General features: G+C 60.4%; 15 protein-coding genes and 3 pseudogenes. 10 read left to right on the top strand and 8 right to left on the bottom strand.

The genetic code is table 11. The features are described 5' to 3' along the window. Positions 1–59: 59 nt before the first annotated feature. The 5 genes and pseudogenes from IQK56_RS11240 to IQK56_RS31505 form a co-directional block, all read right to left on the bottom strand. A complete protein-coding gene (locus IQK56_RS11240) occupies positions 60–2,099 on the bottom strand; it encodes a GGDEF domain-containing protein (RefSeq protein ID WP_193863682.1) in 2,040 nt (679 codons plus the stop codon). After that, positions 2,096–2,977, bottom strand: a complete 882-nt coding sequence (locus IQK56_RS11235; RefSeq protein ID WP_099586208.1) for an endonuclease/exonuclease/phosphatase family protein — start codon at positions 2,975–2,977, stop codon at positions 2,096–2,098. The genes IQK56_RS11240 and IQK56_RS11235 overlap by 4 nt, the downstream gene beginning before the upstream one ends. Positions 2,978–2,987: 10 nt before the next feature. Continuing rightward, entirely contained in the window at positions 2,988–3,623 is a 636-nt protein-coding gene (gene dsbA, locus IQK56_RS11230) for a thiol:disulfide interchange protein DsbA (protein ID WP_122305541.1), read from the bottom strand. Between the two features lie 168 nt (positions 3,624–3,791). Further along, on the bottom strand, positions 3,792–4,418 hold the full coding sequence (locus IQK56_RS11225; RefSeq protein WP_193863681.1) for a c-type cytochrome: 627 nt from the start codon (positions 4,416–4,418) through the stop codon (positions 3,792–3,794). A 33-nt stretch (positions 4,419–4,451) separates the two neighbouring features. After that, positions 4,452–4,661, bottom strand: a pseudogene (locus IQK56_RS31505) (c-type cytochrome). 204 nt (positions 4,662–4,865) lie between these two features. On the opposite strand from IQK56_RS31505, the gene yihA reads away from it, so the two are divergent. Continuing rightward, a complete protein-coding gene (yihA, locus tag IQK56_RS11220) occupies positions 4,866–5,507 on the top strand; it encodes a ribosome biogenesis GTP-binding protein YihA/YsxC (RefSeq protein WP_042943980.1) in 642 nt (213 codons plus the stop codon). A 282-nt stretch (positions 5,508–5,789) separates the two neighbouring features. Here yihA and polA read toward each other — a convergent pair whose 3' ends face one another. After that, positions 5,790–8,567: a DNA polymerase I gene (gene polA / locus IQK56_RS11215; protein ID WP_193863680.1), complete on the bottom strand. Its 2,778-nt coding sequence runs from the start codon at positions 8,565–8,567 to the stop codon at positions 5,790–5,792. Between the two features lie 74 nt (positions 8,568–8,641). On the opposite strand from polA, the gene IQK56_RS11210 reads away from it, so the two are divergent. After that, complete coding sequence (locus tag IQK56_RS11210; RefSeq protein ID WP_122305544.1) at positions 8,642–8,932, top strand: DUF2782 domain-containing protein; 291 nt, start codon at positions 8,642–8,644, stop codon at positions 8,930–8,932. A 55-nt stretch (positions 8,933–8,987) separates the two neighbouring features. Further along, positions 8,988–9,941: a homoserine kinase gene (locus IQK56_RS11205; RefSeq protein WP_193863679.1), complete on the top strand. Its 954-nt coding sequence runs from the start codon at positions 8,988–8,990 to the stop codon at positions 9,939–9,941. A 49-nt stretch (positions 9,942–9,990) separates the two neighbouring features. Here IQK56_RS11205 and IQK56_RS11200 read toward each other — a convergent pair whose 3' ends face one another. Next, positions 9,991–10,920 (bottom strand): metal ABC transporter solute-binding protein, Zn/Mn family, encoded by a 930-nt coding sequence (locus IQK56_RS11200; RefSeq protein ID WP_193863678.1) that lies wholly within the window; start codon positions 10,918–10,920, stop codon positions 9,991–9,993. 58 nt (positions 10,921–10,978) lie between these two features. Here IQK56_RS11200 and zur point away from each other — a divergent pair. From zur to IQK56_RS11180, 4 genes and pseudogenes are all read left to right on the top strand, one after another. Beyond that, a pseudogene (zur, locus tag IQK56_RS11195) lies at positions 10,979–11,460 on the top strand (zinc uptake transcriptional repressor Zur). Beyond that, positions 11,460–12,257 carry a zinc ABC transporter ATP-binding protein ZnuC gene (gene znuC, locus IQK56_RS11190; protein ID WP_112192861.1) on the top strand — a complete coding sequence of 266 codons (798 nt, stop codon included), beginning with the start codon at positions 11,460–11,462 and terminating at the stop codon, positions 12,255–12,257. The pseudogene zur and the gene znuC overlap by 1 nt, the downstream one beginning before the upstream one ends. Then, positions 12,250–13,037, top strand: a pseudogene (gene znuB / locus IQK56_RS11185) (zinc ABC transporter permease subunit ZnuB). The gene znuC and the pseudogene znuB overlap by 8 nt, the downstream one beginning before the upstream one ends. A gap of 37 nt (positions 13,038–13,074) precedes the next feature. Beyond that, positions 13,075–13,794, top strand: coding sequence for a PA5502 family lipoprotein (locus IQK56_RS11180; protein WP_122305547.1), 720 nt, complete (start codon positions 13,075–13,077; stop codon positions 13,792–13,794). A gap of 99 nt (positions 13,795–13,893) precedes the next feature. Here the strand turns inward: IQK56_RS11180 and katE are convergent, their stop codons facing one another. Then, positions 13,894–16,035, bottom strand: a complete 2,142-nt coding sequence (gene katE / locus IQK56_RS11175) for a catalase HPII (RefSeq protein ID WP_193864281.1) — start codon at positions 16,033–16,035, stop codon at positions 13,894–13,896. A gap of 265 nt (positions 16,036–16,300) precedes the next feature. Between katE and IQK56_RS11170 the strand changes: the two genes are divergently transcribed. Genes IQK56_RS11170 through IQK56_RS11160 form a run of 3 tightly spaced genes read left to right on the top strand, consistent with a single transcriptional unit; the run spans position 16,301 to position 18,804 of the window. Then, positions 16,301–17,308, top strand: a complete 1,008-nt coding sequence (locus IQK56_RS11170; RefSeq protein WP_032885062.1) for a methionine ABC transporter ATP-binding protein — start codon at positions 16,301–16,303, stop codon at positions 17,306–17,308. Further along, the gene (locus IQK56_RS11165; RefSeq protein WP_032885064.1) at positions 17,308–17,982 is read left to right on the top strand and encodes a methionine ABC transporter permease; all 675 of its coding nucleotides are present in this window, start codon (positions 17,308–17,310) and stop codon (positions 17,980–17,982) included. The genes IQK56_RS11170 and IQK56_RS11165 overlap by 1 nt, the downstream gene beginning before the upstream one ends. Positions 17,983–18,033: 51 nt before the next feature. Then, positions 18,034–18,804 carry a MetQ/NlpA family ABC transporter substrate-binding protein gene (locus tag IQK56_RS11160; protein WP_122305550.1) on the top strand — a complete coding sequence of 257 codons (771 nt, stop codon included), beginning with the start codon at positions 18,034–18,036 and terminating at the stop codon, positions 18,802–18,804. Positions 18,805–19,028: the final 224 nt, after the last annotated feature.

Raw genomic sequence — 19,028 nt, 5'->3', positions numbered from 1 at the left:
TGCAACAGTGTAACGTACCGTCCGTGGTCAGACGGTCAAATTACAAAATGGAACATCTTTTACGCCGCCTGCACCTGATTACGCCCCGCCGCCTTGGCTCGATACAACGCCTCATCTGCACGCTTGAGCGCCAGATCACTGCGCTCACCCGGCTGCAATTGCGCCACCCCCATGGATACCGTGATGGTCACCGGCTCGCCTTTGAAGTGGAACGGGCACGCCTCAATGGCGGCACGCAGCACTTCACCCACGCCCAAGGCGTCCGACAGGGATGAGTTGGGCATCAGCAACACAAACTCCTCACCGCCAAACCGCGCGATAAAGTCGTTGGGCCGCAGGCGCTTGCGCAGCACATTGGCGATGATCTTCAACACCTTGTCACCGGCCAGGTGGCCGTAGCCATCGTTGATACGCTTGAAGTGATCAAGGTCCAACATCGCCAGCGACAGGCTATTGCCATGCTGGTGCCAGGCATTGACCTCCTGATCGAGGCGTTCGCTCCAGGCGGCGCGGTTGGGCAAGCCGGTGAGCGGATCGATCAGGGCTTTCTGGCGCTGCACCTCCAGGTGCTCACGATAGCCCTGGGCTTCCTGCTCCATATTGGCAACCCGCTCGGCCAGCCCTTTCAAGCGCGCCGTGACTTCCTGCTCACGCTGGTCACGCTGCTGCTGGTGCTCGTCCATGGTGCCGAGCAAACCTTCAAGATGGCTTTCCAGCACCTGCTTGAGGCTGTCCAGGTCCGCTGCTTCCTGCACGCTGCTTTGCAGGCCGTCGACCTGTTCGCGAATCTGCGTGTCCAGCTCCCTGGCGGCGGAGTGGCTGTCGGCATGGCCGTCACTGGCCACTTGCAGATGGCCCTGGAAGGCCTCGAGACGCTCGTTAAGCTGTTTAAGGTAGGCCTCGAACTCGTGCTGGCCGCTGTCGGTGATCGCCAGCATCAACACCGCCAGATCGTCGAGGATCGGCAGCAGTTCGTACCAGTTCAAACCGTGGGCCAGACGCTCGCGCATGGCTTCGGCTTGTGGCTGATGGCGCTCGGGCAGGGACAGCTCTTCCAGCAGGCCGAGCAGGGTGTCTTCAATATGCTTGGCCACAGAGCTGTAGGACGGCTCGGGGGAGTCCGGCAGGGAATAGGGACCGTCCGACTGCAGCTCATCGGGGTCCAACTCTTCAGCCTCCAGTACAGGCGGGAGCGAGAGACTGCCGATAACGGTCTCATCTGGCGTCTCGACTGCAACCGATGGCGTCTCGATAAAGGCGGCGAGAGCGCTTTCGGCAGAGGATTCTTCCACCTGTCGCGCAGTCTCCTGATTCGCTGGCACTTGGGCGACAGGCGCAGCCTCTTCGGTCCTCTGCGCAGGCGCCTCATACACGAACGTTTCACTGGCAGCCTTGGCAGGCTCGGGTTGTGCCGCCACCGTTTCCTGAGCCGCAGGTGCAAAGGCCCGCAAGGCTTGCGTCAGTTCCTGGGATTGTTCGGGCTCCTGAGGCTCAGCGCAGGGCTTGGGTACAACGGGCGGCGGGGATGGGCTGGCAACAGGCTCGCTGGCTAGCGCTTCGCTCGCGGCTTCCTTGGCACCAAACAAACGCTGCAACAAACCTGGCCCAGGACGCGTGGTTTCACCGTCCGGCTCCAGGTTATTCAGGGCCTGCCCTTGCAAGCCGCTCAACTCGCTGAGCAACAGAGGAATCTCACGGGCCTGGCTGACGCGGCTGTCCAACTGCTTGGCAAAGGTCTTCAGCGGACGTGCCACCTCACGGGGCAGCGGCAACTTTTGCAATTGCGTGACCAGTGACGTCAGCGCGGTGCTGATCTGATCGACACGGGTTTCGCGGCGTTGCTCAGATTCGAGCACGGCCTTTTCCAGGCGCGGTAGCAAGGCGGCGAGGGCGGCGTCCATGTCGTCGGTGCGCACCACATCGCGCATTTCCTTCATGCATTGGTCAACGGCGCGGTCGGTACCCTCCGCCGCCAGCGTGCTGCGCACCAGCCCACGGCGCAGCAGGTCGAGACGGGCAGCCCAACGCCGTTCGAGCTTTTCTTGTTGCTCGATGCTTAACAGGTATTTTTCTTTCCAGCGCTGGGCGTCGTCGCTCATGCAAGGGGTCCGCTGGTGCCTGGGCTCAATGCGGGTAATGCATCAGCCGTGAGCGAACCCGGCAGACGAATCTCTACCGCGACCGGCAGGTGATCGGAAATGGGCTGAGCCAGCACCTGCACACGTTCCAGTGTAAGGCTCGGGCTGAGCAGGATATGGTCAAGACAGCGCTGCGGGCGCCAGCTGGGAAACGTGGCCTCGACTTGCGGCGCCAGCAGCCCGAGGTCGCGCAACGGGGAATTCTGCAGCAGGTCGTTGGCGTGAGTGTTCATATCCCCCATCAGTACCTGGTGCTTGTATTTGCCTATCAACTCGCGCACGTAAGCCAACTGCAGGTTGCGCGTACGCCCGCCAAGTGCCAGGTGCATCATCACCACCACCAAGGCTTCAGGCCCTTCGCCGAAACGCACGAGGATCGCCCCACGCCCCTTGGGGCCCGGCAACGGATGATCTTCGATGGCGGTTGGTTTCAAGCGGCTGAGCACCCCATTGCTGTGCTGCGCCAGGCGCCCGAGGTTGCGATTGAGTTGCTGATACCAGTAGGGGAAAGCCCCAAGGTGGGCCAGATGCTCCACCTGATTGATGTAGCCCGAGCGAATGCTGCCGCCGTCGGCTTCCTGCAAGGCGACCAGGTCGAAATCATTCAACAGGTCGCCGATCTTCTGCAGGTTACCGGCCCGCCCGTTGTGGGGCAGCAAGTGCTGCCAGCCACGGGTGAGGTAGTGCCGGTACTTCTCGGTACTGTTACCAACCTGGATATTGAAACTGAGCAGGCGCAGGCGATTGTCTGCCGGCAAGCCTGTCGATTCCAGATGATGTTCATTGACCTGCGGATCATGCAGGCCAACGACACGTTCGGTGGTACCCCAGCGGCGCATGGGAAGCCCCTTACTTCGCTGCGCGCTCTTTGGCGATCAGCTGGTCGGCAACGTTGAGGGTATTTTCAGGACCGCCAGTGGTGCCCAGGTCGAAACGGTACTTGCCGTTGACGATCATGGTCGGTACGCCTTGCACGCCGTACTTCTGCGCCAGTTCCTTGGCCTGCTTGATCTGGCCCTGGATGGCGAACGAGTTGAAGGTGGCCAGGAACTTGTCCTTGTCGACACCTTGGGTCGCAACGAAGTCAGCCATTTCGTCTGGCTTGGTCAGGCGCTTGCCTTCTTTCTGGATCGCATTGAATACCGCGTTATGGACCTTGTGCTCCACACCCATGGCTTCGAGGGTCAGGAACAGTTGGCCGTGGGCATCCCATGGGCCGCCGAACATGGCCGGGATGCGCTTGAAGTTCACGTCTTTAGGCAGCTTCTCAACCCATGGGTTGATGACCGGCTCAAACGCGTAGCAATGCGGGCAGCCATACCAGAACAGCTCTACCACTTCGACTTTGCCCGGCACCGAGACAGGCACTGGGTTGGTCAATTCAACGTAGGTTTTACCGGCTTCAAGCGGCACGTCGGCAGCTTGCGCGGTCATGCCGAAGAGGCTGGCAGTGACGAGAGCGGCGCTGAGGATCAGATTACGCATGCTTTACTCCTGGACAAATAAAGTCGCCTCACGCGACCTTTAGGTGTGACAGGTCTACGCGGGCATGAGTTCGTTAGTGTAACGGCACCGGCCACAAAAAAGGGCGGCCTGGGCCACCCTTTTTATGCTTGCATCGCGGGATTAATCGAGTGTTAACGTTGCAGGCGCTTAGTGCAGGCCCTGGATGTAACTGGAGAGGGCTGCGATGTCTTCGTCGCTCAGCTTGCGGGCAATGGTGCGCATGATCATTGCGTCGCCATCGTTGGCCCGGCCACCTTCTTCCTTGCGGAAATCCGTCAGTTGCTTGGCGATGTATTGAGCGTGCTGGCCACTCAAGTGAGGAAACGCCGCAGCCTCAATACCTGCGCCATTCGGCGAATGGCAGCCGGTGCAGGCTGGGAGGCCGTCTTGCAGATTGCCGCCGCGGAACAGCTTCTCGCCGCGGGCTACCAATTTAGGATCGGCAGCTCCCACGCTGCCTTTCTGCTTGGCAAAATACGCCGCGATGTCTGCCAGGTCCTGATCGCTGGAGTTCGCCAGCAGGCCGGTCATTTCCAGCACCGTGCGCTTGCCGCTCTTGATATCCTGCATCTGCTTGGTCAGGTAGCGTTCACCCTGGCCCGCCAGTTTGGGAAAGTTCGGCGCCGGACTGTTGCCATCCGGGCCGTGGCAAGCACCACATACGGCGGCTTTCGCTTGACCGGCAGCGGCATCACCTTTAAGGGGGCCCTCTGCAGCGACGGCAGCGCCAGTGATGCCCATGGTCAACAGCAGACTCACGATCAGTTTGTTCATCAGCTAATCCAACTACGGCTAAGGGTTTAAGAGTTATCTACCGGGTTTACTCACCGTCAACTCAATGACGGCCTGGTAATCCTCAGTACTGCAGTCCATGCACAAACCACGCGGCGGCATTGCCTTGAAACCCTGGGTCACGTGCTGCATCAGCGTAGCCACGCAAACTCGGTTGTACAGCGCTTCCGGTTCCTGTGTAGCCTGAGCGCCTTAAAGCGGGATCAGGGCACCAAAAGCGAGCAACCATCAGGTCATACATCGACCTTTTCAGGGTTTGAGAGCGTTTTGCGTTCTAATGCGCAATAAAGGTCTTTCGCTCCCGTGTACTTCATCCTTCGCTGGGACAAAGCACACACAAAATCTGCGGCATTATATACTGGCGCTACTGAAACGGAAACGACACCGCTTGCCGCACCCTTTCTCGGCACCGCCCACATCGGAAATCTCATGCAACTCAAGAATCCCATCCTCGGCCTGTGCCAACAGTCCACCTTCATGCTCAGCGCCGCCAAAGTGGACCAATGCCCCGATGACGAGGGCTTTGAAGTCGCCTTTGCCGGCCGTTCCAACGCCGGCAAGTCCAGCGCGCTGAACACCCTGACCCACGCCAGCCTCGCGCGCACCTCGAAAACCCCGGGTCGCACGCAACTGCTCAATTTCTTCAAGCTAGACGATGATCGGCGTCTGGTCGACCTGCCGGGCTACGGTTATGCAAAAGTACCTATCCCGCTGAAGCTGCACTGGCAGCGTCACCTGGAGGCTTACCTGGGTGGCCGGGAGAGTTTGAAGGGGTTGATTCTGATGATGGACATCCGTCATCCAATGACCGATTTCGACCTGCTAATGCTCGACTGGGCCGTCGCCAGCGGCATGCCGATGCATATCCTGCTGACCAAGGCCGACAAGCTGACCTACGGCGCCGCCAAGAACACGCTGCTCAAAGTGCAGTCAGAAATCCGCAAGGGTTGGGGCGATGCGATCACCATCCAGCTGTTCTCGGCGCCTAAGCGCATGGGCCTGGAAGACGCGTACACCGTGCTGGCCGGCTGGATGGAATTGGCGGACAAGGGCGCGGAAATCGCGGAGTAACTCTCGCGATTCACTTTCTTGGGGGCAAAAAAAACCCCGGACTTCGTATGGGGAGGGGAAGTTCGGGGTTCAAGTACTGGACCGCTAGGGCGGGGTCCAGATATCTGCCAACACTTAACACAACATAGGAGCATTGAAGGGCTTCACCACCCATTCAGTAACTCTGAGTAGCACTTCACGGGTTAAGTTCCGGCAGGATCAAAAAACTATTGGAAATAACCCACGGCGACTTCTGAACTAAAGCACTCTGCCACCACGCTCGGTGGTGGCAAATGCCCGAGATCAGTGGGCTTCGTCCCAGTTATCGCCCACGCCCACGTCGACAACCAAGGGCACATCCAACTGTGCTGCCGCGCTCATGTGTTCGCGAATCTTCTCGCTGACTTGCGCGACCAGATCCTCTCGCACCTCCAGCACCAATTCGTCGTGTACCTGCAGGATCACCTTGGCATCCAGGCCCGAGTCGGTCAGCCAGTTGTCCACCAGCACCATGGCTTTTTTGATGATGTCCGCTGCGGTGCCCTGCATCGGCGCGTTGATCGCCGTGCGTTCTGCGGCCGCGCGCTCCTGAGGCTTATTGGAGTTGATATCCGGCAGATACAGCCGGCGACCGAAGAAGGTCTCTACATAACCCTGGTCGGCAGCCTGGGCGCGGGTGCGCTCCATGTATTCGCGAACTCCAGGGTAGCGGGCAAAGTACACGTCGATATAGGCCTTGGCTGTCTTGGTATCGACGCCGATGTCCTTGCCGAGTTTTTGCGCGCCCATGCCGTAGATCAGGCCAAAGTTGATCGCCTTGGCGCTGCGCCGCTGATTGGACGTGACCTCGGCCAATTCAACCTTAAACACCTCGGCCGCCGTGGCGGTGTGCACGTCCAGATCGTTGCGGAACGCATTCATCAACCCCTCGTCCCTGGACAAGTGCGCCATGATCCGCAGTTCGATCTGCGAATAGTCCGCCGCCAGCAGTTTGTAGCCCTGTGGCGCCACGAATGCCTGACGAATGCGCCGCCCTTCGGCGGTACGCACGGGGATGTTCTGCAGGTTCGGGTCACTGGAAGACAAGCGCCCGGTTGCCGCCACGGCCTGATGATAAGAGGTGTGGACCCGCCCGGTGCGCGGGTTGATCTGCTCCGGCAGGCGATCGGTGTAAGTGCTTTTCAGCTTGCTCATGCTGCGGTACTGCATCAGCACCTTGGGCAGCGGGTAATCATCTTCGGCCAGCTTGGCCAGCACTTCTTCGGCAGTAGACGCCTGCCCCTTGCCCGTCTTCTTCAGTACCGGCAGGCCCAGCTTTTCATAGAGAATCGCCCCGAGCTGCTTGGGCGAGCCCAGGTTGAATTCCTCACCGGCGATCTCGAATGCCTGGCGCTCCAGCTCTACCATCTTGTTGCCCAACTCGATGCTCTGAACGCCAAGCAACTGGGCATCCACCAAGGCGCCCTGGCGTTCGATACGCGCCAGCACCGGCACCAGAGGTATCTCGATGTCCGTCAGCACACTGGCCAGGCTCGGGATAGCAGCCAGTTGCGCGTGCAGCGCCTGGTGCAACCGCAAGGTCACATCCGCATCTTCGGCCGCATAGGGGCCGGCTTGCTCAAGCGCGATCTGGTCAAACGTCAGCTGCTTGGCGCCTTTGCCGGCGATGTCCTGGAAGCTGACGGTGTCGTAGTCCAGGTACTTCTTGGCCAGGCTGTCCATATCATGGCGCGTCGCGGTGGAGTTCAACACGTAGGACTCAAGCATTGTGTCGAAGGCGATGCCGCGCACAGTGATGCCATTTGCCGGGACGCCGCCGATGGCGCAGTTGGCCAGGATGTTCATGTCGAACTTGGCGTGCTGGCCGACCTTGAGCTTGGCCGGATCTTCCAGCAAAGGCTTCAATGCCAGCAGTACGGCGTCACGATCAAGCTGTTGCGGCGCGCCAATATAGGAGTGAGTCAGCGGAATATAGGCTGCCTCATGAAGCTGCACGGCGAAGGAGACGCCAACCAACTGCGCCTGCTGGGCGTCGATTCCGGTGGTTTCGGTGTCAAAAGCGAACAACTTCGCGTCGTTGAGCTTCTTCAGCCACAGATCGAACGTGGCTTGGTCGAGAATCGTGGTGTAGGACGCTTCTACTGGTGCAGCGGGCTCAGCGGCTTCCTCAACAACAGGCGCCACCTTCAGCTCAATTCGCTTGGCATCGCGCTGAATCTCATCAATCCAGCTCTTGAACTCCAGCAGCGTGTACAGCTCCAGCAGCTTCTCGCGGTCCGGCTCAATCAGGTGCAAATCTTCCAGGCCTACGTCCAACGGCACATCGATCTTGATCGTCGCCAACTGGTAAGAAAGGAACGCCATCTCCCGGTGCTCTTCAAGCTTGGCCGGCAGCGTCTTGGCGCCGCGGATCGGCAGGGTGGGCACAATGTCCAACTGCTCATAAAGCTCTTTGAGGCCGCCATTCACGCCCACCAGCAAGCCGGAGGCGGTCTTGGGACCAATGCCCGGAACGCCCGGGATGTTGTCGGATGAATCGCCCATCAACGCCAGATAGTCGATGATCTGCTCCGGAGCGACGCCAAATTTCTCCTTTACGCCGTCCACGTCCATGGCGCTACCGGTCATGGTGTTGACCAAGGTAATGTGCCCGTCGACCAACTGCGCCATGTCCTTGTCGCCGGTGGAGATCACCACCGGACGATCAGCGGCCGCGCTGCTGCGGGCCAGGGTGCCGATCACGTCATCGGCCTCGACGCCTTCGACACACAGCAACGGAAAGCCCAGGGCGATCACACTCTGGTGCAGGGGCTCGATCTGCACGCGCATGTCATCAGGCATGCTAGGGCGGTTGGCCTTGTATTCGGCGTACATGTCATCGCGAAAAGTCCCACCCTTGGCGTCGAACACCACGGCGAACGGGCTGTCCGGGTACTGCTTGCGCAGGCTTTTGAGCATGTTCAACACGCCCTTGACCGCACCGGTCGGCAGGCCTTTGGAGGTGGTCAGCGGTGGCAGCGCGTGGAAGGCGCGGTACAGGTAAGAAGAACCGTCCACCAGGACGAGGGGCGCTTGGCTCATGAGCAGGATCAACCTTTTCGGCGGGTCAGGCGCTAGAATAGCCGGACCAATGAAAACAAAGGGACAAGGTTATCATGCGTACATTCAATCGCCTGCTGTTCACTGGCTTGATTGCACTCGCTCCGATGGCTGCCTTGGCGGCAGACGATGCGCCTTCGGGCGATCCAGAAGTGACCATTCGCACGGAAGGCGACAAAACCATCCAGGAATACCGCCAAAATGGTTTCCTGTACGCCATCAAGGTCACCCCGAAGGGGGCTCCACCGTATTTCCTGGTGCGTGCGGACGGAACCGACGCGAACTTCATCCGCTCTGACCAGCCGGATATGCTGATCCCGTCATGGAAGATCTTCGAATGGAAATGATTTCTTAACTTCAATTGGCGCCGCACCCTGCGCGCCCGTACTGGCAGTTTTAACCATGTCTGTGTTCACCCCCCTGGCTCGGCCCGAGCTGGAAACCTTTCTCGCCCCTTACGGGCTCGGCCGCCTGCTTGACTTCCAGGGGATCGCCGCTGGTAGCGAAAACACCAATTTCTTTATCAGCCTGGAACAGGGCGAGTTCGTGCTGACCCTGGTTGAGCGCGGCCCTGTGGCCGAGATGCCGTTCTTCATCGAACTGCTCGACGTGCTCCACGACGCCGACCTGCCCGTACCTTACGCCCTGCGCACCACCGACGGCCTGGCGTTGCGCGAACTCAAAGGCAAACCGGCGCTGCTGCAACCGCGGCTGGCCGGCAAGCACATCAAGGACGCCAACGCCCAGCATTGCGCCCAAGTGGGGGAGTTGCTTGGCCACCTGCACCTGGCGACCCAAGGCGAGAAGGTGCTGGAGCGCAAGACTGATCGCGGCCTGGACTGGATGCTCAGCGAAGGCGCGCAGTTGATCTCGTACCTGAATGACGCACAGCAGCGCCTGCTGCAAGATGCATTGGATGAGATCGCGGCGCACAAAGCGCACATCCTCGCCCTGCCACGCGCCAACGTCCACGCCGACTTATTCCGTGATAACGCGATGTTCGAAGGCACGCACCTGACGGGCCTGATCGACTTCTACAACGCCTGCTCGGGCCCGATGCTCTACGACGTGGCCATCGCCCTGAATGACTGGTGTTCGGATGCCGATGGCGTAATCGACGGGCAACGCGCTCGTGCTTTGTTGGGCGCTTACGCTGGACTGCGGCCGTTTACCGCGAAGGAAGCCGAGTTGTGGCCGACGATGTTGCGCGTAGCGTGCGTGCGGTTCTGGCTGTCACGCCTGATTGCCGCAGAGTCGTTTGCCGGGCAGGACGTATTGATACACGATCCCGCCGAGTTCGAGCACAGGTTGGTGCAACGCCAGCAGGTCACAATCCAACTGCCGTTCGCGCTCTAAAAATGTAGGAGGGGGCAAGCCCCCTCCTACATTTGATCTGCGCTGTGGGTTACAGCGATTCCAGGCACCCGGCCAAATCATTCCCCAGCTTATCCAGCACCTGCTCATAACCCTGTGCCGTCGCCGGTGTGTACCCGCCCAACGCATCCAATTCCGCCAGCTTCACCGGCAGCCCGGCCACCAGCGTCTCGGCGAGGCGCGGGCGCAACGGCGGCTCGCTGAACACACACGTCTTGCCCACTTCCTGCAATCGCGTGCGCATTGCTGCCACATGCTGGGCGCCTGGCTGCACTTCGGCCGCGACGCTGAATACACCCGCGTGCTTCAAGCCGTAAGCTTCTTCGAAGTAATCAAAGGCTTCATGGAACACGAAATAAGGCTTGTCAGCGATGCTCGCCATACGCTTTTTCAGTCGGGCATCCAACGCATCCAATCGACCCTCAAAAGCTCGCGCATTGCTCTGATAACGCTCGGCATTCTCCGGATCGGCTGCGCTCAGGTCCGCCGCCATGCGCGCCGCGATCACCCGTGCATTCACCGTGGACAACCACAAGTGCGCATCCAGGCTGCCTGGGCGGTGATCGTGATCATGTTCGTCGGCATCGTCGGCGTGGGAATGGCTATCTTCGGCGAAACGACGCAATTTCATTCCCGGAAGGTCTTGCACCGCTACCGTGGTCGCTGTGCGACCTTTCAGCACACGAGGCAGAAAACTCTCCATATCCGGCCCGATCCAGTACAGCAGATCCACCGACTGCACACGCCGTACGTCGGATGGGCGCAACGCGAAGTTATGCGGCGATGCACCGGGCGGCAACAGCACCTCCGGAACGGCCACACCGTCCTGCACAGCCGTGGCAATCAGCTGCAGTGGCTTGATGCTCGTGAGTACCCGGACCTCGGCCTGAACTGGGCCTGCGATAAACAAACTGGTGATAAAAACGACAAAAACGGGAAAAAGTCGGGACACGATGACCACTCAATGGCGTAGGAACGGGTAACATAATAACGTCTCTATCAAATGTCTGTCGCCGCTCATGCCTAAAACACCGCTTGCCAGCCGTCCCCACGACCACTCTCACTGCGTGCACACCGCGCTGTCGGAAGCCGACACTCTCTGTGCGCAGAAGGGTCTGCGCCTTACCGCCTTGCGTCGCCGGGTGCTGGAACTGGTGTGGCAGAGCCATAAGCCGCTGGGCGCCTATGACATCCTGGGCGTGCTCAGCGAGCAGGACGGCCGCCGCGCCGCGCCGCCCACCGTGTACCGCGCCCTGGATTTCCTGCTGGAAAACGGCCTGGTGCACCGCATCGCCTCCCTCAACGCCTTTGTCGGCTGCAACCATCCGGAACACGCGCATCAGGGCCAGTTCCTGATCTGCCGCGAGTGCCACGCCGCCATCGAACTTGAACAAAAAAGCATCAGTGACGCGATTATCAAAAGCTCCGCGACGTCGGTTTCAAGGTCGAAGGGCAAACGGTCGAAGTGGTCGGCCTGTGCTCGGGCTGCCAGGGGGCTTGATGAGCAACGCGTTAATCCGCCTGGAGCAGGTTGGGGTCACGTTTGCCGGGCAAAATGTGCTGGATAACATCGCACTGAGCGTGGAGCCGGGGCAGATCGTTACCCTGATCGGCCCGAATGGCGCTGGCAAGACCACCTTGGTGCGTGCCGTGCTGGGCCTGCTCAAGCCCGACACCGGCAGCGTGTGGCGCAAGCCCAAGCTGCGGGTCGGCTACATGCCGCAGAAACTGCACGTCGATCCAACCTTGCCGCTCTCCGTGCTGCGCTTCCTGCGCCTGGTGCCCGGCGTAGATCGTGTGCGTGCCCAAGCTGCACTCAAGGAAGTCGGTGCCGAACAGGTGATCGACAGCCCCGTGCAAAGCATCTCCGGCGGCGAAATGCAGCGCGTGCTGCTGGCCCGCGCCCTGTTGCGCGAGCCCGAGCTGCTGGTGCTGGACGAGCCCGTACAGGGCGTCGATGTCGCCGGACAAGCCGAGCTGTACAGCCTGATCACCCGTCTGCGCGACCGCCACGGCTGCGGCGTGCTGATGGTCTCCCACGATTTGCACCTGGTGATGAGCACCACCGATCAAGTGGTCTGCCTTAACCGTCACGTGTGCTGCTCCGGCCACCCGGAGCAAGTCAGCGGCGACCCGGCGTTCGTCGAACTGTTCGGCAAGAATGCCCAGAGCCTGGCGATCTACCACCACCATCACGACCACGCCCATGACCTGCATGGCGCGGTGGTTGACGATCCGGCCACCCCTCACACCCACCTCCCTCCCCATAAGCATGGAGATAACTGCAAGCATGGCTGATTTTCTGCTTTACGCCCTGCTGGCAGGCTTGGCTCTGGCGCTGGTGGCGGGCCCACTGGGCTCGTTCGTGGTCTGGCGGCGCATGGCGTACTTTGGCGACACTTTGTCCCACGCCGCATTGCTGGGCGTGGCCATGGGCTTCTTGCTGGATGTGAGCCCGACCATCGCCGTGACCGTAGGCTGCCTGCTGCTGGCGGTACTGCTGGTGACCCTGCAACAGCGCCAGCCACTGGCCTCGGACACCCTGCTGGGTATCCTGGCGCCGAGCACGCTGTCCCTGGGCCTGGTGGTGCTGAGTTTCATGCATGAAGTGCGCATCGACCTGATGGCCTATCTGTTCGGCGATCTACTGGCGATCAGCCCCACCGATCTTGCCTGGATCCTCGGCGGCAGTGCCGCGTGCTGGTGCTGCTGGTTGCCCTGTGGCGCCCACTGCTGGCAATCACGGTGCACGAAGAACTGGCCAGGGTCGAAGGCCTGCCCGTATCGGGCTTGCGCATGGCCCTGATGCTGTTGATCGCCGTGGTGATCGCTGTCGCGATGAAGATTGTCGGCGTATTGTTGATCACGTCGCTGCTGATCATTCCCGCTGCCGCCGCCCAACGCCACGCCCGCTCACCCGAGCAGATGGCAATTGGCGCCAGCCTGCTGGGGATGCTGGCAGTGTGCGGGGGCCTGGCGTTGTCCTGGTTCAAGGACACGCCGGCTGGGCCGTCGATTGTGGTCGCGGCGGCCGCCCTGTTTCTGCTGAGTTTTGTCCTGCCCCGTCGAGGGGTGTAGACTTGCTCGCTTTTTGCGCAAATAGAGAGTCGCAGGAATGAAGCTGTTCACCTCCCGTTATCTGCTCCTTGCCGCATTTTCCCTGCTGCTGGGCGCCTGTCAAAGCACACCGCCCGCCGCCCCCGAGGCCACGGACCCGCGTGCTGCGGCCATCGCGCAGCTGGAGCAAAACCTCGCCAGCAGCGAGCTTGCCACCGCCGAAGACCAGTTGGCCGCGTTGCAGGCCCAATCGCCCAACGACCCGACGCTGGAGCCTTACCAGCGCCAATTGGCCGAAGCCTACCTGCAGCGCAGCCAGATCGTGCTGCAAAAAGGTGACGTCAATGCCGCCGCCACCGCCCTGAGCCGCGCCCGTGCGCTGATGCCCAAGGCACCGGCCCTGACCGGCGGCGTCAACAGCGCCATCACCCACGCCCGCAAGGTCGAGCTGGATAAAGCCGAAGAGGCCCTCAAAGCCGCCGAAGCCAAACCCGCCGCCAAGGTCATCGACCCGGCAGCACCCAGCACCACGGTAGCCTTGAACCTCACCAATATCGAAGAACTGCGCCATCAGTTGGACGCAATCGCCACCGACGTGGTGAATTACCAGTGTGACGTGAGCATCCAGGCGCCGCGCACCGAAGATTACCCGTGGTTGGCCACGTTGCTGACCAAACGGGTGAAGCGCATTGATTCGGCGTATGAACTGAAGATTCACCGGCAGATTCTGAAGAACATTCCGGCGCAGGTGGTTTTGATTCCGCGCAAGGCGCAATAAAGCATCGGGGGCAAGCCCCCTCCCACAATTGAACTGTGAATACATTCAAATGTGGGAGGGGGCTTGCCCCCGATAGCAATCTAACAACCAACCAAAAACTTAAGCCGGAATCGCCTTGGCCTTAGCCTCCCGATCCCAAACCCGATGCTGAGCAATCGCGGCAAAAAACGCCTTGAACGCTTTCGCATCCGAGCCGACGATCAGTCCCGCATCCGCTTCAAGCTTGAGCTGGTCCAACAACGGTTTCACCTCACTGGCAACCGCAATCGCCTTCAAATGCTTGTACGCCTCCAGCAGGTAGTGCAACGCCACGCCATCCCCGCTCAACGCCTTGACCGAGTCTTTGCCGCCCGGGACGAACACCGCATCGAACGCCACCGATGGCAAACCCTCCATGGATGCATCCACCGCAACCTGCTTGCCATCCGCCGTGGTCACCGGTGCCGACGTCGGCCCCAGCACCTTGGCATGCGCGCCTTCAGCTTCCAGCGCCTTCTTCAACGCATCAATCGCCGCACCATCAACTCCGTTGGCAGCCAGGATCGCCACCTTGCGCGTCTTGATATCACCCGACAGCAAGTTGGCCTGACTCAACGCAGGAGAGCGCGCCAACGACGACTCGCGCTGCGGCACAGTGCCTTTTTTCGGCGCCGGCAAACCCAGGTTCTGCGCCACACGCTGAGCCAGTTCCAAGTCAATATTGGCCAGAATCTCGTTAACCTGCCGCGCACGAATGAACTCACGCTCTACCTTGCCCAGCTCAAAGCTGTAGGCGGCGATGATGTGCTCCTGCTCGTGCTTGCTCATGCTGTGGAAAAACAGGCGCGCCTGGGAGAAATGATCACCGAACGACTCGCTGCGCTCACGCACTTTATGGGCATCGATGCGCTCGTGATACGACTCAAAACCGCCGTCCTGGGCCGCAGGCGGGGTTTCTTTCGGCCAGCCGCCATCAATCGAATTCGGCTCGTAGGCAGCACGCCCTTTATCAACCGTGATGCGGTGCATGGCATCACGCTGGCCGTTGTGAAACGGCGTCACCGGCCGGTTAATGGGCAGCTCGTGAAAGTTCGGGCCACCGAGTCGACTGATCTGCGTATCGGTGTAGGAAAACAGACGGCCTTGCAGCAACGGATCGTTGGAAAAGTCGATCCCCGGCACGATATGGCCTGGACAGAACGCAACCTGCTCGACCTCGGCAAAGAAGTTATCCGGGTTGCGGTTGAGCACCATCTTGCCCAGTGGCGTAATCGGCACCAGCTCTTCGGGAATCAGCTTGGTGGGGTCAAGGATGTCAAAGTCGAAGGCATGTTCCTTGTCTTCCGGAATCACCTGAACACCCAGTTCCCACTCGGGATAGTCGCCGCCTTCAATGGATTCCCACAGGTCGCGGCGGTGGTAGTCGGTGTCTTTACCGGCAAGCTTTTGTGCTTCGTCCCACACCAGGGAGCAGGTGCCGACCGTAGGGCGCCAGTGGAACTTGACGAAATTGGACTCACCCTTCGCATTGATAAAGCGAAAGGTGTGTACGCCGAAGCCCTGCATGCTCCGTAGGCTTTTTGGAATCGCACGGTCGGACATGGCCCAGATCACCATGTGCGCCGACTCCGGCTGCAGCGAGACGAAATCCCAAAAGGTATCGTGGGCCGAGCCGCCGGTGGGAATCTCGTTGTGCGGCTCAGGTTTGACCGCGTGCACGAAGTCCGGAAACTTGATCGCGTCCTGAATGAAGAACACTGGCATGTTGTTGCCCACCAGGTCGAAGTTGCCTTCATCAGTAAAGAACTTCACAGCAAAACCGCGCACATCACGCACCGTATCGCCGGAACCTCGCGGACCTTGCACGGTGGAAAAACGTACGAATACCGGGGTTTTATGCCCTGGGTCGCGTAGGAAACCGGCTTTAGTCAGCGCCGAATGGTTCTCGTAGGATTGGAAATAGCCATGGGCGCCTGTGCCGCGAGCATGCACGATGCGCTCAGGGATACGCTCATGGGCAAAGTGCGTGATCTTTTCACGCATGATGAAGTCTTCCAGCAGCGAAGGCCCGCGGGCGCCGACCTTCAAGCTGTTCTGGTTGTCGGAAATCTTCACGCCCTGGTTGGTGCGCAAGGCTTGGCCAGTGGCGTCTGAGCGAAACTGTTCCAGGCTTTGCAATTTGGCGTTGGTGTTACCACGGTCAAGGGTATCAGTGCCCGCAAGTTCACTCTTCGGCGGGGTGGCTGGCTTCTTGGTACTCATCAGTCAAAACTCCTTATTCAAAGTGGCCAGAGCGGTCCCCGGCTCGTTTGAGCAAAACCCCAGGCACGGCACCTGGGAAATCGAGTTGCTTAAGTAGTGACTGACGGGGTTTTGGGCCGTTCCTTTTTTATGACCTTTGATCGCGTTATTGCCAAATCACAGGTTGAATGCGAAATAAATGCTAAGAAACACTAGATGGACAGGCTAAAATGCGCGCCCGGCTAACCGCTGATCCCTTTTCAATGCGCCCCACAAGGTTCGCTACGTGATCGAGTTTCAAAACGTCCATAAAACCTACCGCGTCGCCGGTAAGGATATTCCCGCACTGCACCCCACCAGCCTGCGCGTCGAGAACGGCCAGGTGTTTGGCCTGATCGGCCACTCGGGTGCGGGTAAAAGTACATTGCTGCGCCTGATCAACCGCCTGGAAGAGCCCAGTGGCGGCCAGATCACGGTGGACGGCGAAGAAGTCACCGCGCTCGACGCCAACGGCCTGCGCCGTTTCCGTCAGCAGGTCGGGATGATCTTCCAGCACTTCAACCTCCTGGCATCCAAGACTGTCGCTGATAACGTGGCACTGCCGCTGACCCTGGCCGGCGAACTGTCGCGCAAGGACATCGACCTGCGCGTGGCTGAACTGCTCGCCCGCGTCGGCCTGTCGGACCACGCCAAGAAGTACCCGGCGCAGCTGTCCGGTGGCCAGAAGCAGCGCGTCGGCATCGCACGCGCCCTGGCGACCAAGCCAAAGATCCTGCTGTGCGACGAGGCCACCAGCGCCCTCGACCCGCAAACCACAGCGTCGGTCCTGCAACTGCTGGCCGAGATCAACCGCGAGTTGAAACTGACCATCGTGCTGATCACCCATGAAATGGACGTGATCCGCCGCGTGTGCGACCAGGTAGCCGTGATGGACGCCGGCGTGATCGTCGAGCAAGGCTCGGTGGCCGACGTGTTCCTGCACCCCAAGCACCCGACCACCAAGCGCTTTGTACAAGAAGCCGAGCAGGTCGACGAAGGCGAGCAGCGTGATGACTTCGCCCACGTACCGGGCCGCATCGTGCGCCTGACGTTCCAGGGCGACGCAACCTACGCGCCGCTGCTGGGCACCGTCGCCCGCGAGACCGGGGTGGACTACAGCATCCTCGCCGGCCGTATCGACCGCATCAAAGACATCCCCTATGGGCAACTGACCCTCGCGGTCACCGGCGGTGACATGGAAGCGGCCTTTGCCCGCTTCACCGCCGCAGACGTCCACATGGAGGTGCTGCGCTAATGGAAATTTTCCTGAGTTTCTTCGCCAATATCGACTGGTCGGAAATCTGGCTCGCCACCGGCGACACCATGATCATGCTGTTCGGTTCGCTGTTCTTCACTGTGCTGCTGGGCCTGCCGCTGGGCGTGCTGCTGTTCCTGACCAGCCCGCGCCAGCTGTTCGAGCAAAAGGGCCTGTACGCGCTGCTGTCGCTGATCGTGAACATCCTGCGCTCGCTGCCGTTCATCATCCTGCTGATCGTGATGATCCCGTTCACCGTACTGATCACCGGCACCTCCCTGGGTGTGGCCGGGGCGATCCCGCCGCTGGTCGTAGGCGCTACGCCGTTCTTTGCGCGACTGGTGGAAACCGCTCTGCGTGAAGTCGACCGCGGCATCATCGAAGCCACCCAGTCCATGGGCGCCACCACCCGCCAGATCATCACCAACGCCCTGTTGCCCGAAGCACGCCCAGGCATCTTCGCGGCGATTACGGTGACGGCAATTACACTGGTGTCCTACACGGCCATGGCCGGTGTGGTCGGTGCCGGCGGCCTGGGTGACCTGGCGATCCGTTTCGGTTACCAGCGTTTTCAGACCGATGTAATGGTGGTCACCGTGGTGATGCTGTTGATCCTGGTGCAAATTCTGCAAACCGTCGGCGACAGGCTGGTGGTGCACTTTTCTCGAAAATAACGGCCATTGCCGGCCAAAAGCCGGCACATGCCCGAACAAGGAGCTTGTTGGATGAAAAAACTACTGGTTGCTTTCGCCGCCGTTGCCGCGTTTTCCGCCCACGCCGAGACCCTGACGGTCGCGGCTTCGCCGGTACCCCACGCGGAAATCCTGGAATTCGTCAAACCTGCCCTCGCCAAAGAAGGCGTGGATCTTCAGGTCAAGGTCTTCACCGACTACGTACAGCCCAACGTACAGGTCGCGGAAAAGCGCCTGGACGCTAACTTCTTCCAGCACCAGCCGTACCTGGATGAGTTCAACAAAGCCAAGGGCACTCACCTGGTGAGCGTCGGCGCGGTGCATCTGGAGCCCCTGGGCGCCTACTCCAGCAAGTACAAGAAGCTGGACGACCTGCCAAGCGGCGCCAACGTGGTGATCCCCAACGACGCCACCAACGGCGGCCGTGCGCTGTTGCTGCTGGACAAAGCCGGCGTGATCAAATTGAAGGACTCGACCAACATCCTGTCGACCATCAAGGACATCACCGAAAACCCGAAAAACCTGAAGTTCCGCGAACTGGAAGCCGCCACCCTGCCACGCGTGCTGACCCAGGTCGACCTGGCACTGATCAACACCAACTACGCCCTGGAAGCCAAGCTGGACCCGTCCAAGGACGCACTGGTCATCGAAGGCAACGACTCGCCTTACGTGAACATCCTGGTAACCCGCGAAGACAACAAGGATTCGGATGCGGTGAAGAAGCTGGTTGCAGCCCTGCACACACCCGAAGTGAAGCAATTCATCGAAGAGAAGTACAAAGGCGCGATCAAGCCGGCGTTCTGATCCAACCCTCAATCTCCAAAACACTGGAGATCAAAAATGTGGGAGGGGGCTTGCCCCCGATTGCTGAGTGTCAGCCACTGTATCTAGTGACTGACCACTGCTATCGGGGGCAAGCCCCCCTCCCACATTTGCTTTGTGTTGTCTTCACTTGCGCTGTAGCAACCCCGGCAACTGCGCCACCAGCTCTGGTTGTTCAACGGCGCACGGATAAACCCACGCTGCCG

This window comes from Pseudomonas cyclaminis (assembly GCF_015163715.1).
GTDB classification, from domain to species: Bacteria; Pseudomonadota; Gammaproteobacteria; order Pseudomonadales; family Pseudomonadaceae; genus Aquipseudomonas; species Aquipseudomonas cyclaminis.
The sequence above is the reverse complement of the archived record's forward strand: the minus strand, read 5'-3'. Positions and strand labels throughout refer to the sequence as shown.

Bases quoted from the DNA above. Each gene is read 5' to 3' on its own strand.
- IQK56_RS11240 (WP_193863682.1), bottom strand. From the start codon at position 2,099: ATGAGCGACGACGCCCAGCGCTGGAAAGAAAAATACCTGTTAAGCATC.
- IQK56_RS11235 (WP_099586208.1), bottom strand. From the start codon at position 2,977: ATGCGCCGCTGGGGTACCACCGAACGTGTCGTTGGCCTGCATGATCCG.
- dsbA (WP_122305541.1), bottom strand. From the start codon at position 3,623: ATGCGTAATCTGATCCTCAGCGCCGCTCTCGTCACTGCCAGCCTCTTC.
- IQK56_RS11225 (WP_193863681.1), bottom strand. From the start codon at position 4,418: ATGAACAAACTGATCGTGAGTCTGCTGTTGACCATGGGCATCACTGGC.
- yihA (WP_042943980.1), top strand. From the start codon at position 4,866: ATGCAACTCAAGAATCCCATCCTCGGCCTGTGCCAACAGTCCACCTTC.
- polA (WP_193863680.1), bottom strand. From the start codon at position 8,567: ATGAGCCAAGCGCCCCTCGTCCTGGTGGACGGTTCTTCTTACCTGTAC.
- IQK56_RS11210 (WP_122305544.1), top strand. From the start codon at position 8,642: ATGCGTACATTCAATCGCCTGCTGTTCACTGGCTTGATTGCACTCGCT.
- IQK56_RS11205 (WP_193863679.1), top strand. From the start codon at position 8,988: ATGTCTGTGTTCACCCCCCTGGCTCGGCCCGAGCTGGAAACCTTTCTC.
- znuC (WP_112192861.1), top strand. From the start codon at position 11,460: ATGAGCAACGCGTTAATCCGCCTGGAGCAGGTTGGGGTCACGTTTGCC.
- IQK56_RS11180 (WP_122305547.1), top strand. From the start codon at position 13,075: ATGAAGCTGTTCACCTCCCGTTATCTGCTCCTTGCCGCATTTTCCCTG.
- katE (WP_193864281.1), bottom strand. From the start codon at position 16,035: ATGAGTACCAAGAAGCCAGCCACCCCGCCGAAGAGTGAACTTGCGGGC.
- IQK56_RS11165 (WP_032885064.1), top strand. From the start codon at position 17,308: ATGGAAATTTTCCTGAGTTTCTTCGCCAATATCGACTGGTCGGAAATC.
- IQK56_RS11160 (WP_122305550.1), top strand. From the start codon at position 18,034: ATGAAAAAACTACTGGTTGCTTTCGCCGCCGTTGCCGCGTTTTCCGCC.